The sequence below is a fragment of the Microbacterium sp. LMI13-1-1.1 genome, from assembly GCF_040815625.1.
Classification (GTDB): domain Bacteria; phylum Actinomycetota; class Actinomycetes; order Actinomycetales; family Microbacteriaceae; genus Microbacterium; species Microbacterium forte.
This window is the reverse complement of record NZ_JBFPNL010000006.1, coordinates 538838-554825: the sequence shown is the minus strand read 5'-3', so window position 1 is coordinate 554825 and position 15988 is coordinate 538838. Positions and strand designations below refer to the sequence as shown.

The window sequence follows — 15988 nt, the reverse complement described above, 5'->3', positions numbered from 1 at the left end:
GCCATCAGGGTGGACGATACTCCGAGGGGGAACCATGACGACGCCTGCAGGCTGGTATGACGACGGATCCGGGCGCCAGCGCTGGTGGGACGGCACCCAGTGGACCGAGCACTTCGCTCCGATCGTCGACTCCACGGAGCCCGCAGCGGATGCGTCGACCGCCGGTTCGACCGACGACGAGGCGACGAACTCCGGTTCCGCCCAGAGCGCGCATGACGCCTCGTCCGCAAGCTCTCCGGAGTCCGCGGCCGACGCGGAGACCGCCGCGTCGATCGAATCCGTCGCTGCGGTCGAGACCCAGTCGTGGAATACCCCTGCACCCTCCGACTCCGATGCCGGTGCGCAGGCGCCTGCGGACGAGGTCGCAGCTCCCGAGCCCGAGTCCTCCTGGTCCGCCTCCGAGACTCCCGTTGAAGAACCCGGCAGCGCGCAGGCTCCCGACTTCACCGCTCCGGGCGCCGCTGCGCCGGCCGACGCCACCGTGCAGCCGTATGGCGGGGGCGCGCCCTCGTACCCCGGTGCCGCTGCTCCCGCGCAGCCCCAGGAGTACCCCGTCACCGCCGGCTACCCGGGGGCCGCAGCGCCGAGCTACCCGGGCGCCGCACCCTATGCGTCCGCAGGACAGCAGTACGGTGCTCCCACGGGCTACCCGCCCGCGTACGGAGCGACGGCCCCGGCAGCTCCGTCGGGGCCCTCGATCCTCGGCCTCGTCGGGCTCGGGCTCGCAGCTCTCGGCACCATCCTGTCGTGCATTCCCGTGATCTTCTGGCTCGGATGGCTTCTGCTGGGCGTGGGATTCATCGTCTCGCTGATCTCGCTGTTCCTCAAGGGCAAGAAGTGGCCGGGCATCTCCGGCCTCATCCTGTCGGTGATCGGTGCGATCATCGCGGTCGTCATGTTCTTCGTCATCGTCTTCGCGACGGTGTCCGAGGCCGTCCGCGACCTGCCGACGGCCCCGCCGTCGAGCGATTCGGACACGGGCACCGGAACGGAACAGGATCCCGGGACCGACGAAGAGGGCACGGGAGCTCCCGAGGTCGTCGAGGGCGAGATGGGCTCCCCCGTGCCGATCAACCAGATGGCCGCCACGAGCGAGGTCACGATCCACTCGGCCACGTGGGCGACGAGCGACGGATCGAGCATTCCCTCGACCAACGGCGGTTACGTGATCCTCGATGTCACCTTCACCGGTGTCTCGGGCACGAGCTACCTGAGCGCGTTCAACTTCGGCATCGAGACCGCTGAAGGCGTCGAAGGGACCTACGACTACTACGTCGACGGGATCGTGGCTGAAGAACTCGAGCCCGGCGACACGGTCGACGGCAAGATCACCTTCGACGTCGCGCAGAGCGAGTCCTACGACGTGATCTTCACCGACGAGGTCCTGCAGGAGGTCACGCGCATCACCGTCACCCCGTCAGCCGGCTAGAACACAGCGCAAGGCGAACCCATCCGGCGGTCACCGGCGGTTCGCGTCGCAGGTGGGCCCGTGCACGATGCTTCGGCATCCAGCACGGGCCCACTTCCGTTCCGGCCCACTTCTGCACGGGCCCATCTCGGCTCCGGTCCGCTTCGGCTCCGGCCCGCTTCTGCTCCGGCCATGTCCGCCCGTCGCCACGCGCACTCGTCGGGGTTCGGCCTCCGACACGGACACGGACCGCGAGGGGGGACGAGAAAAGCGGGCCGCCTCGAAGAGGCCGCCCGCTGAGAGTGAGCCTTCGCTCAGTCCTCGTCTTTGCGCTTGCGCCAGCGGATGCCGGCCGAGATGAACCCATCGAGATCGCCGTCGAACACGGCAGCCGGGTTGCCCGACTCGTGTCCGGTGCGGAGGTCCTTCACGAGCTGCTGGCCGTAGAGGAAGTAGGAGCGCATCTGATCGCCCCAGCTCGCCGTGATGTTGCCGGCGAGTTCCTTCTTCTTCGCGGCCTCCTCCTCCTTCTGCAGGAGCAGGAGTCGGGTCTGCAGCACTCGCATGGCCGCGGCGCGGTTCTGGATCTGCGACTTCTCGTTCTGCATCGACACCACGATGCCGGTCGGCAGGTGGGTCAGGCGCACGGCGGAGTCGGTGGTGTTGACCGACTGTCCGCCAGGGCCCGATGAACGGAAGACGTCGACACGGATGTCGTTCTCGGGGATGTCGACCTCGGTCGCCTCCTCCATGAGAGGGATGACCTCGACAGCGGCGAACGACGTCTGACGCTTGTCGGCAGAGCCGAACGGGCTGATGCGCGCGAGGCGGTGCGTTCCGGCCTCGACGGACACCGTGCCGAACGCATAGGGCGCGTCGATCTCGAACGTCGCCGACTTGATGCCGGCACCTTCGGCGTACGAGGTGTCGAGCACCTTGACGGGGTACTTGTGACGCTCGGCCCAGCGCAGGTACATGCGCATCAGCATCTCGGCGAAGTCGGTGGCATCGTCGCCGCCGGCACCCGAGCGGATCGTGACGATGGCGGAACGCTCGTCGTACTCGCCGTCCATCAGCGTCTGGACCTCGAGCTGGTTGATGATCTCGGTGAGCGCGGTGAGCTCGGCGCGAGCCTCGACGGCGGATTCCTCATCGCCCATCTCGTTCGCGAGCCCGACCAGCACTTCGAGGTCGTCGAGTCGACGACCGATGCCCTCGACCCTGGCGAGCGCCGACTGCCGGTGGCTCAGCGCGCTGGTCACCTTCTGGGCGCGTTCGGGGTCGTCCCAGAGGTCCGGCACGCCGGCTTCCTCGCTGAGGCGCGCGATATCGGAGCGGAGGGTCTCGACATCGATGACCTCGCGGATGTCACCGTAGGTGAGTCGCAGGGCCTGGATGTCGGCGGAGAGATCGAGTTCGAGCATGTCGCGTCCAGCCTAACGTGCCGCCTGCGCGGGCGGGGACGGCGTTCGAACGGGAGTAGCGTGAAACGGGTGAGCAGCGCATCCACGGTCCTGAGGCGGTTCGGGCCGATGGTGTACCTCCCGACCGTCCTCTTCTCGCTCGGCGAAGGCGCGGTGATCCCGCTCATCCCGGTGATCGCGGCGCGGATGGGCGCCGACATCGCGTTCGCCGCGCTCGTGGCCTCCGCTCTCGTGGTCGGCCAGCTCTGCGGAAACCTCCCCGCCGGCTGGGCAGTGGGCCGCATCGGCGAACGCTTCACGATGGTGATCGCGGGCGTGATCGCGATCAGTGCCGGCGTGGGCATGGTCTTCGCCCCCACGCTCGCCGTGCTCGCGGCATCCGTCTTCCTCCTGGGCTTCTGCGCGGCCGCCTTCGGTCTGGCTCGTCATGCCTTCATGACGACGAGGGTGCCGATCGCCTTCCGCGCGCGGGCCCTCTCGCTGCTCGGCGGCAGCTTCCGCCTCGGGATCTTCATCGGACCGTTCGTCGCTGCGGGTCTGCTGCAGCTGTTCGGTTCGGAGACGGCAGCGATCTGGTTCTTCCTGGGCTGCCTCGTCGTGATGGTGCTGCTCGTGCTGTTCGGCCCGGATCCTGAGAAGACGATCGCGCCGACGACTGCGGTGCGCACCGCTGCGCTTGCGGATGATTCGGGCGAGCCTGTCACGGGTTCGATTCCCACGGCGGCGCGCGCGGGTATCTTCCGCACCATGTGGCAGCAGCGCAGCGTACTCGGCCGACTGGGACTCGCCGCCGCGTCGCTGTCGGCCGTGCGGTCTGCACGGCAGGTCGTGCTGCCGCTGTGGGGGTTGTCGCTCGGCCTCGACGCCTCGACGATCGCGCTGGTCGTGGGAATCTCGGGCGCGATCGACTTCGCGCTGTTCTATGCGAGCGGCCAGGTGATGGACCGTTTCGGACGGCTCTGGGCGGCGATGCCGGCGATGGTGCTGATGGGAGCGGGATTCCTTGCGCTCTCCTTCACACATGATCTGGATGCGGCCGTGCTGTGGTTCGGCATGTTCGCCGCCGTGCTCGGGGTCGGCAACGGCCTCTCGAGCGGCATTCTGCTGACGCTGGGCGCCGACGTCGCCCCGAAGAGCGAGCCTGCCGCGTTCCTCGGCTCATGGCGCACGCTGACGGATGCCGGAGGAGCCGTCGCTCCCCTGCTGGTCTCGGCGATCGTCGCGATCGCGTCCCTGCCGATCGCGGCGGCGGCCATGGGCGTGATCGGTCTGGTCGGCGCGGGCGGGTTCATCCGCTGGATCCCCCGGTTCGTGCCCCGCACGAAAGAGGAGCCTTCATGACCGCTGGCCTCGGCGCCGATGTGCGTCTCCTGGTTCTGGGCGCCGCGGTGTCCTCCGAGCGCGAGCGCGCTGCCCAGGTCGACTTCGCGAGCTTCTTTCCCGACGACCACGGCCCCGTCTCCCGCGACGACGGCCCGCGCCACGCCACGGCATCCGCGCTCGTGTTCGATCGGACACTCACTCGAACCCTGCTCGTGTTCCACGCCAAGGGGCAGTTCTGGGTGCAACCTGGAGGACACCTCGAGGCGGGCGACCTCTCGATTGCGGATGCCGCGCTCCGTGAGCTGCGTGAAGAGACCGGAGTGGTCGTCTCGGGCCTCGCCGAGCCTCTCGTGTACGACCTCGACCACCACGCGCTTTCCTCGGCCTTCGGACGCTGCGCCTCGCACCTCGACATCGGGGTCGCCGTCGTCGTCTCAGATGACACGGCACTGATCGTGAGCGACGAGTCGGAGGACGTGCGCTGGTGGCCGATCGACGCGCTGCCCGTGCAGGTGCCGGATGGATTCCCACGGCGGGTGCGTCGACTGCGGGATCGTCTGATGAACTGACGACCTCGCGAAGGAGCGGTGTCGTGAAGGAGCGGTGTCGCGACGGGCCGGTCCGTCCGATCAACGCAGAGCCGTGCGGCTCGTCGCCGTCGCCTCCAGTCGCACTCCGTCCGGAACGAACAGCGACGCGAGCGGCGGACTCCACATGGTGGCGACGGTCACCCGCGAGGAGCGGCCGTCGGGGCTCGACGCCGATTCCAGAGTCACCGCCGCCGGAAGTGCTGCGAGCAGCGCCTCGACCTGATCTACGACGCCCTGATCGGTGAGATCCGCGTGTGCAGCCTCGCCGTCGAGCGCCAGGGTGAATCCGTCCGCGCCGGCGACCGCTGCCGCGTCGGCGATCGCATCGAGCCTCTTCTGCGAGATGTACAGGTCTGTCGCGCACACGCTCACGAAGATGAGGGCGACTGCGAGCAGTGCATAGCCGAGGGTCAGGAGCAGCACGCTTCCGTCGTCGCCCGCCTGCTTCACCCGTCACCCCACAGACGGGACATCTTCTGCACCGCCGCCCCCTCGACGTCGATCGACGCAGCCTCGTCCACTCCGAAGATCGTCGGCACGAGGGGCAGGGACACCGACGTCGCGACCGTCACGGTCACGGTCGCGCCCGCCGACGGACATGCCACCTCGATGGGTGCGCAGGTCACAGACACCTCGATGGATTCCGCATCGAGGCCGTACTGATCGGAGATGCTCGCGATCACCTGCTCGCTCCGCATGGCTGCCGTCCCGGCATCAGGCGCGAGGGCGATCGCCCGTGCCGTGTGCCGTGCGGCGGCCTCGACACCCAGCGTCTGCTCCTGGACAGCCCCCAGCGCGATGATCAGATACACGAGCGGCACGAGCAGAATGACGCCGACGGCGATGAACTCGAGGGCGGCCGAGCCGTCGTCATCCGTCATCGAACGACTCCTCCGGTGCATGCGCCTGCACCTCCAGTGCGAGCGGCACACCGAGGAGACCGATCACGGGAAGTGTGGTGCGGATGCGAACCTCGATCGTCGGCTGAGCGAGTGACATCGAACGGACGACAGTCACATCTTCGGCGTAGGTTTCGCCGACCGCGCGGGTGATGACCTCCCGTGCACGCTCGGCTCCCTGCTCTGTGCTCGTGTCCGCCAGAGCGGCGTGATAGGCCCCGTCGACCGCCGCGTCGTGCACGACGTTGCGGACGTAGACGGCGAGCGCGAGTTGCATCACGGCAAGGGTGAGAAGGGTGAGCAGCGTCCCCGCGAGCACGAACTCGACCGGGCTCGATCCGCGGTCGTCCGTGAAAGAGGGCCGTGATGATGTGACCGGCATCGAGATAGCCCCTCAGAGCCCCGACACACGCTGGATGGCCTGCTCGAACAGCGCACTGAGCGCAGGTCCGGCCACCGCCCAGATCAGCACCACGAGGCCGGCGGTCATCAACGTCACCAGCACCCATCCAGGCACGTCTCCGGATTCGTCGTCGAGGAGATTCTTGGCGGGAGCCTGAGAGAGGCAGGTCGCGAAGCGCTCCCTGTGAGGTCGAGGAGTGTTCATGTCGTCCTTTCGTGATCGCTCAGCCGATGCCGAGACGCAGGATGAAGAGGCCCGGATAGATGGCAAAGAGAACGGAGAGCGGGAGGATCAGGAACACGAGCGGGAGGAGCATGAGGATCTCCTTGCGTCCGGTCTGTTCGATGAGGACACGCTTGGCATCCACGCGCGCGTCGCCGGCCTGCGCGTGCAGGACGGCCGAGAGCGGGGCACCGTGCTCGAGAGCGGCGATGACCTGGTCGATGGCGCGTGAGAGCCCTGGAAGCTGCAGCCGCACGGCCATCTCGGTGAGGGCGTCGGCGAGCGGTGAACCTGTGCCCACGGCGATCACCACACGGCGGAACTCGGCGGTGAGCTCGCCGGATCCGACCGCGGCCACCCGGCGCAGGGAGTCGAGGAACCCCTCCCCTGCCGACAGGCACAGAGCGAGGAACTCGAGGGTCGTCGGCAGCTCGTCGGTCAGTCGAGCTCGACGAGACGAGACTCGTGCCGTGAGCTGCATGTCGTACCCGAATCCCCCGGCGGCTCCCAGAATACCGGGCAGCAGCGCGATCGGCGGACTCATGCGGCCCGCGAGGGCGAGGCCGATGACGGCGATCGCACCGGTCACGACGCCTGCCAGCACCCAGCCGAGCTGACGCCCGCGGAAGGCGCCCTGTTCCAGGGGGAGCCCGGCCTGCTCGATCCTGCGACGCAGAGTTTCTCCACCGCCGAGAAGGCGCTCGAAGATCGCCCGCGATCGCAGCCACACCGTCCGGTCGCCCGCCGAGAGCACTCCGACTCGCGGGAGTGCGCCGTCAGGCAGGTCGTCATCGGAGACAACGTCTCGCACGTACGAGGCGATCCGCTGCGAGAGGGGCGATGCTGACCAGTGCGGCATGGCGGCGAGGAGGCAGAGCACGCCCGACCCGAGCGCGACGCCGCCGAGAATCGCGATCGCGACCGCGGAGACCGGGTTCACCCGAACCACCTCCCCGGCTCGGGCAGACGACCGATGTGGATCATGATGCGGTACGCGATCACCGACACGGCAGCACCGAGGGAGATCACCAGCATCCCCTCCGCGGTGCCGTAGGCGGCAGCGCCCTCGGGGCGCAACACCAGCAGACAGAGGATCACCCAGGGCGCCACGGCGCCGAGCACGGCCGCGCCGCGGATCCATGACTGCCGGGCCTCGACCTCGCCGCGCAGCACAGCGTCTGCGCGAACCGACGACGACAGCGCGCGCAGCACGCCGGTGAGCTCGGTTCCCCCGACCTGTCTTGCCATGCGCAGCGTCTCGATGATCCGGTCGGCGATGGGATCGCCCAGCGCGGACTTCAGTCGATCGAGGCTCGTCTCGAATCGACCGGTGGCGCGCAGATCCCTGGCGAACACGATGAAGGCGGGCCGGATCATCGACGGCGACGACTCGGCCAGGCTCGCGACGGCATCAGGCAGCGACAGTCCCACGCGGATGGAGGCGATCAGGAGATCGCAGACGTCGGGCCAGAGTTGTCGCCGCTGTTTGCGCAGCCGCATCCGCCGCGATCGTACGAAAACGATCGGTGCCACCGCTGCAGCCGCGCCTGCCAACCCGGCCAGGAGGGGAATCGCCGTGAGGAGCCAGACGAGGGACGCTGCGGCGAGCGCGACCGTCGCCATCACCGACAGAAGTGTGCGCGGGCTGACGGCGGCGAGACCACCCTCTTCGAGCAACCGAGAAAGATGGCCGCGGCGTCTGACCTTCTCTTCCTCCGGACGTGGAGGCCACAGCCATGGCGACGTGCACAACAGCACGCCGGCGGCGAGCATCGCTCCGAGCAGCACCGTCATGGGGTGCCTCCGACCCTCATCAGCTCGCCGCGTCGCCATGCCGTCCCGGCAGCGACGGCGGACCCGCCACGGGTGTAGACCTCTCTCGCGACGATCCGACCGTCGATCACCTCGCCGGTGGGCGCGATGACCTCCTCCACCCGTCGGACCCCGTCGTCGCCGCGTACGCAGTGCACGACCAGATCGACGGCTCCCGCGAGTGCAGGCACGATGAACGATCGGTCGATGTTCCGTCCGGCGAGGAGCGGCAGCAGTGTGAGCTTGTCGAGCGCCTCGGCGGCGGAGTTCGCGTGCACGGTCGCTGCTCCCGGCACACCGGTGTTCAGTGCGAGGACGAGGTCGAGCGCCTCCGCGTCTCTGACCTCACCCACCACGAGGCGATCGGGCCGCATCCTCAGCGCCTCTTTCACAAGCCTGCGCAGCGTGATCTCGCCCGTTCCCTCGAGGCTCGCCTGACGGCCCTGCAAGGAGACGACATCGGGCCCCTGCACGGCGAGTTCGAATGTCTCCTCGACGGAGATTATCCGCTGATGGTCAGAGCACGAGGCGAGCAGCGCACCAAGAACGTGGTCTTCGCTGCAATCCCCCTACATTTTCGTTCGCATAAGCGACTCTTGACCGGGAATTTTGTGCGGCCGAGCGCCATGAGCCGCGACGCTCGGAAGTGGGGCTGTCAGATGTGACGCCAGCAGGTATTTTCCGCTTCTCGGGGCGCTCAAGCTGAATGTCTTCGGCAGGTTGCGATACTTGCAAGATGACGGCAAGACCTGACTCTGACTGCGGTTGCAGCCGTGCTGTCAGCGGCGAAGGTGGAGTGCAAGTCACCTTGGTCCACAAGTTGCCCGCAGCGTTGACCCACTTCTATCCTTTACCGGCGCTGGGCAGCGGAGTGATACCGCTGTATCGCGGCCAGTTCGATGGCGACGGGAAGCGATATCGCGGGACAGTGTCTCTCGCCCTTGATCCGCGGCCGGCGATCAAAGCCACGGGAGTCAAGAACGTCACCCTCGACGATCTGCTGGCGCTGGATGGGAGCCGCGGGTCAGCAAAGTGGGTTGTGCGGCCGACTGTCGAGGTTCAGTCGAGCGCGGTTCCGGCGCCGCCGAAGTCTGCACGTATCTATTCACGCGGAAGGCCAGGGACACAGCGAGTGTCTCTAGACCCCAGTCCGATCGAGGTCGGGACCCCGACCGTTGTTGACGAGATCACCTTTTTCGTCATCAACGGCTGGCGTGCCTCTGACGGCCTGAACACCTGTTACGGCGGGACGGATCGGCCCGGCAGGCTCGAAGTTCAGCTCGATGACTGGGAGCTTCGGGTCGAACCCCGCGGGGACGTGTCACCCCTGGCGATACGCGATCATATGCGGGCGACGGGGCAGTCCACCGTCACCCACGTCGGGCGCCTGCGCCGAACGGATCTGACGGACTTCAGTCCGTCAGATGCTCTCCAGGCGATCGAGACTGTGGAATCGCTGGTGTCCTTCGCGCTCGGCCGTGTTACGAGCATCCTGCTACCCGTCGGCTGGCACGAGGGGGTCGCCGTTTGGGCACAGTGGTCAGCACTACGCGCCGTCGATCGCCCGCTCGGCGCAGCGCCATGGCTGGACGGGAACGCCACGACAGCCCAGCTGGCGGAGCTGATCAGACGAGGTCATTCCGCCAGGCAAGACCCACTTCGGTGGGAGGTTTTCGAACGAGCACTCGGCTACTACTTCTCGTCCAGCTTCGAGGCAACTGTCACGACGAAAGTGATGTTGCCCATCTCCGCCTTGCAGATGCTGTCCTTCGCGCACTTCGTCGAAGTATTGCCCGCCACAGATGCAAATCATCTTTCGAAGAAGGCATGGGAGGCCCTGCCGACAGAGGAAGTCGTCAGACGTCTTCTCAACGAACTAAACGCGGACTTCTCCGTTCCCAGTCACCTCAGCCACCTCGGCAGCGTCCAGGCGACGATCGCCGCCACGGCGCAAGCGACACCCGATGGACTCCGATGCATCGTCAAGATGAGGAATGACGTCGCCCATCCCGAACGAACACGACTGGCACGCTGGAGCACCTACCAGTGGGCAGAAGCGGGATTCCTGGCGATGGAACTGTTCGATCTCGCCCTCCTCTGGTGGCTCGGCTACGAGGGTCGATACATGCCTCGAACGGCTCAACATCGCTCTCACGATGACTCAATAGCGGTTCCGTGGCTGCCCACTTCGCCGTAGCCGCGGTAAGGGGCCTCGCAGACCGAGCACGGCACCGAATCCGTGTGCCTGCTTGACCTTCGGCCGCTGGGGCATTGACCAGCACGTCGAAAAGGTGAGCGGTGTCGTTGAGCAGGATGGTGTCGTATCGTTGGTCCACGTTGCCTTGTCGCAACCGATGTACCCATTACTTTTCAGTGATAACAACGTCGCAGTAGACCGCCGCAACAGGCAGGGCGAGGACGTCGATGAAGTCGTTAGGCTCCCATTTCTGCTCACCCTGTCGCTGCTTGGCGGACCGCATGACGTTGGTGACGTACCTCGTGGGTAGATCGTCCATGAAGTCCATCAGGTCGGTAACGGTGGAGCCGGCGATGAATCCCTCCCAGGTGAGGCCGATGCGCTTGAGCGCTGCAGCGAGGGCCAGCCGGATGTCGCCGAAATCAGCAGCCCGAACGGCTTGATCGACGCGCTCGCCCGTCAGTCCATGCTGCGCGATGGACGCCGCGACTCTGTTTTCGAAGTCGACGAATCGCCGTCCATGGTCGGAGGCTGCGTCGCGGAGACCGCGGGATTTCCCCAAGAACGAGCAGTCGCTGAAGCGGACTGACCCGTCACGGGATGTCCGTCGAAAGCCAGTCGTTTCCATAACTCTGCCTGACCAGGGAAACTTGGGGTATGACGAACGGTGGCGGCAAGCACGGACACGCTGGCGCCGACGATGACGGCGAGGTTCCGGTTGTGAGTCCGTACGCCGGTGGGGGTGGGGGCAGCACTTTCGGTCATCGAGTCGCGACCAGCTACCTCGCTGACATGCTTCGCGGAGCCGGTCGACCGGAGACGGATGAGCTGCCGGTGGTCAGGCTCGCTTTCCAGACCAACCCGAAGGAACCCGTTGACGACCTGCGCGTAGAGGCGGAAAGCGGTAAAGATCGGGTTGTTGTCCACGTCGCCGCTCGACGGGCCCCGCAGTTCGTCAAGAGCCATCCGAAGACCGCGGAGCTCGTTGGAACCCTGCTGGACCAGATCGATACCTTCAGCGATGACGAGCGTGCATATGTCGCGGTAGCCGTCGCAGGCATGACAGCTGCCCAGAGAGAGGTCCAGCTTCTTGCTTCCCTCGCACGGGACAACGCGACCGAGGCCGACTTCCATGCTCAGGTGCACGAGCCGAAGCGTCACGCTGGCTACGCCAACCGATACACCCACCTGACCGGGCTGGTGAAGCGGGCGCGCCCGATGGCATCCCAGGACGAACTCAGGCGCCTTGTCTGGTCCCTTCTCAACCGACTCTGGATCCTTAACTTCCGCGTCGAGTCCGACGACGAGACGGATTGGGTCGAGATCGGCAACCGGCTGAGCCCCCTCGCGCGGGCAGAGAAGAGCGGCGCTGATGTCCGCAACGACCTCCACTCTACCCGGGCGACCCAGTTCGACCAGAAAGGCACGGTGGTCGATCTTCCCTTGCTTCGACGCAAGATCCATTCCGTCTTGTCATCCGATGCCGGGAGGTCAAGAACCGCATGGGCGCAGCTGGATGTCGAGCAGAACTCTGCGATGGTCGCCGTCCGCCACGAGTTGGCTGGCCGGGTCGACCTGCCGCGCGCGACGCTGCGGACAGCTGTCCAGGCTGAGCTCGTCGTCGCCGGTACGACCCGCGGAGCCGTCCTAGTCACCGGCGAGTCGGGCACAGGCAAGAGCGCTCTGACGTTGTCGGCGGCCGCTGCACTCGCCGCCGCCGACAACGACTTTCAGTGCGTAGTGCTGAACTTGCGAAGGACCCGCGACAGCGTGGCGGCCTTGTCTTCGGATCTCGGAATGGCACTCTCCGACGCGTTGAGCGAGATGTCGGCGCCATCCCGCGTGCTCGTCGTCGATGCAGCAGATGCAGCAGCCGAAGGACGTGCCCCGCTGCTGCGCGAGCTCGCGGCAGCCGCGCATGCGGCCGAAGTCGGTCTCGCCCTGGTCGTTGCGGACACCGCATTCAGGGACGCCGCGGACACCGTCGTCGGCATCTACCCGACCCCGCGGGAGTTCGCGGTTCCCGGGCTCGACGACGACGAGCTGCGAATCGTACGAGGACGGGTGCCGGCGATCGCCGGCACCCTCCGGAACTTGCCTACCAGGTCGCTGTATCGAAGATTGTCAATCGTCGACCTTCTGGCCAGGACCGGCACCACGGTAACCACGCCGCTCGACGACTGGGGTTGCCTTGAATTGGTCTGGAGAGACCTCATCGGCCGCGCAACAGGCGGGAGTTCAGCGGCCGCACGAACCGCAACACTCCTGGCCATGAGTGAGGCGGCGCTCGAACTGCCTCCGCCAGAGAAGGTCTACCCCCGCCCCGAGCATGCCGCTCTCGACGCGCTTAGAGCCGACCTCTTGGTCTCGCCAGAGAACCTGCGCAAGACCGAGCCCCAGTTCGCGCACGAAGAAGTCCGTCGCTTCGCGACGGCCGTGCGCCTAGCACGAGCCGATTCCGTCACCGAGACCTTGAAAGCGTCCGGGCCGAAGCGATGGGCCATGTCTGCCGCCAAGCTCGCCTGCGAAGGCAAACTCACCGGCGCGGACGACCCTGATGCTGAGCTCGCGGCACTGTTGGCCCAATTCGACACTCTCGGCGACGTGTCCACGGCCCGCTGGAAGGACGTGCCGCTCGAAGCTGTGCTCGAGATGCCGAACGCTTACGACCTACTCCGGCACACGCTTGACGCGAACGCCGCCGACTCCGACGACATTCTTGCTACGTTCGTCAGAGTGGTTTCACTCCACCAACGACACGAGAACATGATCGACGTGCCGCGCGGTGAGCCGGTCGTGCGCCTCCTGGTCGAGGAGGTCGACAAGCTGTGGCGGCAGGACGACGAGAAATCCCGTTTGGTGTGCGATTGGCTCAACTCCGCCCTGCTGGTCGGGTTGCCGGAGGGCAACCCCACTCGGGTGGCTCTGCGAGAGCTCCTGCTCGGCCACTGGCGGACCCACCGCCCCCCGGCGACTCTCGACGACGCTCCCACAGAAGACGAGGTAGTGTTCAACATCTTCGACGGCCACACGAAGAAACAACGCCGAAGGACCCTGAACTGGGAGATCACCCAGGAGCGATACATCCAGCTGTTCGCACTACTCGGCCCCGACATCGACGATGATGTGCGCGCCTGCCTGACCGAGGTCGCGGCAGACTCGCCGTCCCGTCTCCAGCCGGCAGTCGACCTCGACTGGAGCGCATGGGGCCTTGGCTCGTACGACCCGAAGTTCCTTCTCCAGCTCACCGAGGCCTACTACATCGACACCCAGAATGGTAACGACCGGAGACGCTGGAACGGCATTCGCGACCACCAACCACGCGGCTTCCGCGCCCTCACCAGCCATACCCATGGGCCGTTCTGGGTTCTGACCAGGATGTGCCAGCCCAACGACTGGGTTCCCGTCGTGAACCGAATTCTGAACCACGCCGCGAACATCCGGTGCCTTGAAAGGAGCGGCTCAGGACCTGTCGCGGCCGGGTCGAAGTTCGCGCTCGCGCTCGATAGTGCCGAGCGAATCTATGTCGGAGATGGCAATGTGTGGGGCTGGTACCGCGGCAACACCAATGGTCCGTATCCATGCATGAGCGCGCTCCAGGCCGTCGAACGGTGGGTCGACCGGATGGTGGCCGCCGGAGCAGCGATGGAAGATGTGGCGGCGACTCTCTTGAAGGGGTGCGAGAACCTAGCCATGCCTGCGCTCGTGGTCGGTGCCACCATCCGTCACCTTGGTGACGACCCGAAGGTGCTCGACCGGTACCTCGTCGAGCCGCTCGTCTGGCAGTTCGAGCACTTCCGCGTCACCCATGAGGTCATCGGCTTCATGCGCGCTGCCGATGACGACATCACAAACCCCGAACGCCGTAAATGGTACCTGCGCGACATCGTCGGGCTCCTCGTCCTGAATGCTGACACGCAGCGCCGGGCAGAGCTCAAGGATCTCGGCACGCAACTCATCGCGAACACTGCCCGTTTCGACGCCGGCGAGTCCACCGTCCGGCGCTGGGCAGCCACACTGGACGCGGACAACATGACAACCGAGCGCGTGGAGGGCGGAGTGCTCGTCTCGGTCAAGGAGCCCGAGGACATTGAAGAAGAGCTCGCTCCGATGCGAGCGGATATGGACCGCGGCAACCTCCTTCTAGGGCTCCAGAACAAGTATTGGATTCCGGCGCGTCAGCAGCAGCAAGGATGGACGCCACCAACCCCGGTCGAGATCGCGGAAGACCTCGCACGGGTGAAAGACCTGCACGACAACCCACCCGAGTTCGCGGCGTCCGACCCGTATCTCGCGCTCGCCTATGTCGCAGCGGCCTCAATCCGAAGCGCTGCCGCAGGACACCCCGAAGCATTCGGTAACAACGCCTCATTCGCGATCACCTCGATACTCGAGATCCTCCAACAGGCCGCGGACGCCGCCGCAAACAACGACGACGCACTCCGGTACGAGCAAGACATCGGAACGCGCGGAGCCGCCGCCGAAGCCCTTCCGCGCCTGCTTCTTCCTGAATTGACCGAACAACTCGCGGCGGCCGGCGCAACCCCCGACGACATCGCCGCGGCCGCCGCCGCTCTCGGGCCGCTCGCGGCGACAGCCACGTGCCTGAAGTTCGCGCGTGGGTGTGACGACATTTGGGCTCATCCGTGCTCAGGCTACCCATGCATCCATCTGATCGCTTACCAGTGGGCGCTCGACCTCGCGCGACTCTGCGAAATCGGCGAGTTCGACGACGACCTGCAGCAAGCCCCCGAGGTCGTCCTCACCAGCGACGTCATGGCCCGGATTCCGGAAATCCGGCCGGATCGTCTGGACACATCTCGCCTCAGCGCGACCATCCGGGCGCTCGGGCGCGTCGCCTCGTCGAACGCCTGTGTCGCGCAGCTCGCCCGACGCGACCTGGAGACGCTTCTCCGTGTACAGGCTCACGCCATGGTCACTCAGGAGCAGTCCGAGAACATCTACTTCATTGATGACGACGGCGCCGAGACCATTAGCGCTGCACGCGCACTGCTGCAGACCCGGTCTCGCGTGAGCACAGACGAGGGCCCGCTGCTTGAATACATCACAGCCCTCGCTCCCTCGAGCCATGTGTTCAGCGCATTCCTCCGCGACCTTGCAGCCGTTGGGTCAGAGACTGAGGAGCTCGCTCACGCGGCGAGAGAAGTCTGGCCGACCGTGTTCGCACACGTCCTGGATCAGGTGGAGGCGAACAAGGCCGTCTATGACCGGTCAGACAGCTTCAACGGCTACGCGCTGGGCCACCTGCTCCCGAACCATCCTGAGACTACCCAGTCGCTGCACGACGAGTTCGGTCGCACCACCTTCAAGTGGGTGCATCCCGACGAACTTGTAGAGTTCCTTCCGCGGTGGCTCCCATACGCAGCCGGTAGATCCTCATGTCTTCTCGAACTTATCCGGTTCCTGCGCCAGCTACCCCTCGAGACACAAGTGACCGAAGGCCTGGGCTGGCTCGACACGCTGTGCCTTTCGCGAACCGACCGTCAGCTCGTCTCCTATGCGCCCATGGACGAGTGGCTGGTCGAGATCAAACCCGAGGCCGACGCACGCGGAGCCGGAGGCAACTGGCTCGACCTCGTCGACCGTCTGGTGTACGCAGGCAACAAGACTCTCGCAGCATACTCACGCTGACTGGAGGATAACGCGGACTAACAGCGCGAAACGAATCTTCCCTTCCCTTGCTGGGCAC

14 protein-coding genes are annotated in these 15988 nt (G+C 66.3%); 5 read left to right on the top strand and 9 right to left on the bottom strand.

From position 1 onward, the window contains the following. Nucleotides 1-34: 34 nt before the first annotated feature. A complete protein-coding gene (locus tag MRBLMI13_RS16085) occupies nucleotides 35-1429 on the top strand; it encodes a DUF2510 domain-containing protein (RefSeq protein ID WP_367823199.1) in 1395 nt (464 codons plus the stop codon). A gap of 293 nt (nucleotides 1430-1722) precedes the next feature. Here MRBLMI13_RS16085 and prfB read toward each other — a convergent pair whose 3' ends face one another. Continuing rightward, entirely contained in the window at nucleotides 1723-2832 is a 1110-nt protein-coding gene (gene prfB, locus MRBLMI13_RS16080; protein ID WP_042536528.1) for a peptide chain release factor 2, read from the bottom strand. Between the two features lie 108 nt (nucleotides 2833-2940). Between prfB and MRBLMI13_RS16075 the strand changes: the two genes are divergently transcribed. Beyond that, the gene (locus tag MRBLMI13_RS16075) at nucleotides 2941-4173 is read left to right on the top strand and encodes an MFS transporter (protein ID WP_367823873.1); all 1233 of its coding nucleotides are present in this window, start codon (nucleotides 2941-2943) and stop codon (nucleotides 4171-4173) included. Beyond that, nucleotides 4170-4724 carry an NUDIX hydrolase gene (locus tag MRBLMI13_RS16070; RefSeq protein ID WP_367823201.1) on the top strand — a complete coding sequence of 185 codons (555 nt, stop codon included), beginning with the start codon at nucleotides 4170-4172 and terminating at the stop codon, nucleotides 4722-4724. Before MRBLMI13_RS16075 ends, MRBLMI13_RS16070 begins: the two co-directional genes overlap by 4 nt. A gap of 60 nt (nucleotides 4725-4784) precedes the next feature. On the opposite strand, the gene MRBLMI13_RS16065 is transcribed toward MRBLMI13_RS16070, so the two are convergent. Genes MRBLMI13_RS16065 through MRBLMI13_RS16035 form a run of 7 tightly spaced genes read right to left on the bottom strand, consistent with a single transcriptional unit; the run spans nucleotide 4785 to nucleotide 8617 of the window. After that, complete coding sequence (locus MRBLMI13_RS16065; RefSeq protein ID WP_367823203.1) at nucleotides 4785-5195, bottom strand: hypothetical protein; 411 nt, start codon at nucleotides 5193-5195, stop codon at nucleotides 4785-4787. After that, nucleotides 5192-5626, bottom strand: coding sequence for a TadE family protein (locus tag MRBLMI13_RS16060; RefSeq protein ID WP_228385536.1), 435 nt, complete (start codon nucleotides 5624-5626; stop codon nucleotides 5192-5194). Before MRBLMI13_RS16060 ends, MRBLMI13_RS16065 begins: the two co-directional genes overlap by 4 nt. Continuing rightward, nucleotides 5616-6026, bottom strand: coding sequence for a TadE/TadG family type IV pilus assembly protein (locus tag MRBLMI13_RS16055; RefSeq protein ID WP_042536523.1), 411 nt, complete (start codon nucleotides 6024-6026; stop codon nucleotides 5616-5618). The genes MRBLMI13_RS16060 and MRBLMI13_RS16055 overlap by 11 nt, the downstream gene beginning before the upstream one ends. Before the next feature lie 12 nt (nucleotides 6027-6038). Further along, entirely contained in the window at nucleotides 6039-6251 is a 213-nt protein-coding gene (locus MRBLMI13_RS16050; RefSeq protein WP_367823206.1) for a hypothetical protein, read from the bottom strand. 19 nt (nucleotides 6252-6270) lie between these two features. After that, on the bottom strand, nucleotides 6271-7209 hold the full coding sequence (locus MRBLMI13_RS16045; RefSeq protein ID WP_367823208.1) for a type II secretion system F family protein: 939 nt from the start codon (nucleotides 7207-7209) through the stop codon (nucleotides 6271-6273). After that, nucleotides 7206-8063: a type II secretion system F family protein gene (locus MRBLMI13_RS16040; RefSeq protein WP_367823210.1), complete on the bottom strand. Its 858-nt coding sequence runs from the start codon at nucleotides 8061-8063 to the stop codon at nucleotides 7206-7208. Before MRBLMI13_RS16040 ends, MRBLMI13_RS16045 begins: the two co-directional genes overlap by 4 nt. Further along, nucleotides 8060-8617: an ATPase, T2SS/T4P/T4SS family gene (locus MRBLMI13_RS16035; RefSeq protein ID WP_414685991.1), complete on the bottom strand. Its 558-nt coding sequence runs from the start codon at nucleotides 8615-8617 to the stop codon at nucleotides 8060-8062. The genes MRBLMI13_RS16040 and MRBLMI13_RS16035 overlap by 4 nt, the downstream gene beginning before the upstream one ends. A 200-nt stretch (nucleotides 8618-8817) precedes the next feature. Here MRBLMI13_RS16035 and MRBLMI13_RS16030 point away from each other — a divergent pair, with 200 nt between their 5' ends. After that, entirely contained in the window at nucleotides 8818-10278 is a 1461-nt protein-coding gene (locus tag MRBLMI13_RS16030) for a hypothetical protein (protein ID WP_367823212.1), read from the top strand. A gap of 166 nt (nucleotides 10279-10444) precedes the next feature. Here the strand turns inward: MRBLMI13_RS16030 and MRBLMI13_RS16025 are convergent, their stop codons facing one another. Continuing rightward, nucleotides 10445-10906 carry a hypothetical protein gene (locus MRBLMI13_RS16025; RefSeq protein WP_367823214.1) on the bottom strand — a complete coding sequence of 154 codons (462 nt, stop codon included), beginning with the start codon at nucleotides 10904-10906 and terminating at the stop codon, nucleotides 10445-10447. Nucleotides 10907-10935: 29 nt separating this feature from the next. On the opposite strand from MRBLMI13_RS16025, the gene MRBLMI13_RS16020 reads away from it, so the two are divergent. Beyond that, nucleotides 10936-15930 (top strand): hypothetical protein, encoded by a 4995-nt coding sequence (locus MRBLMI13_RS16020; RefSeq protein ID WP_367823216.1) that lies wholly within the window; start codon nucleotides 10936-10938, stop codon nucleotides 15928-15930. The last annotated feature ends 58 nt before the right edge of the window (nucleotides 15931-15988 follow it).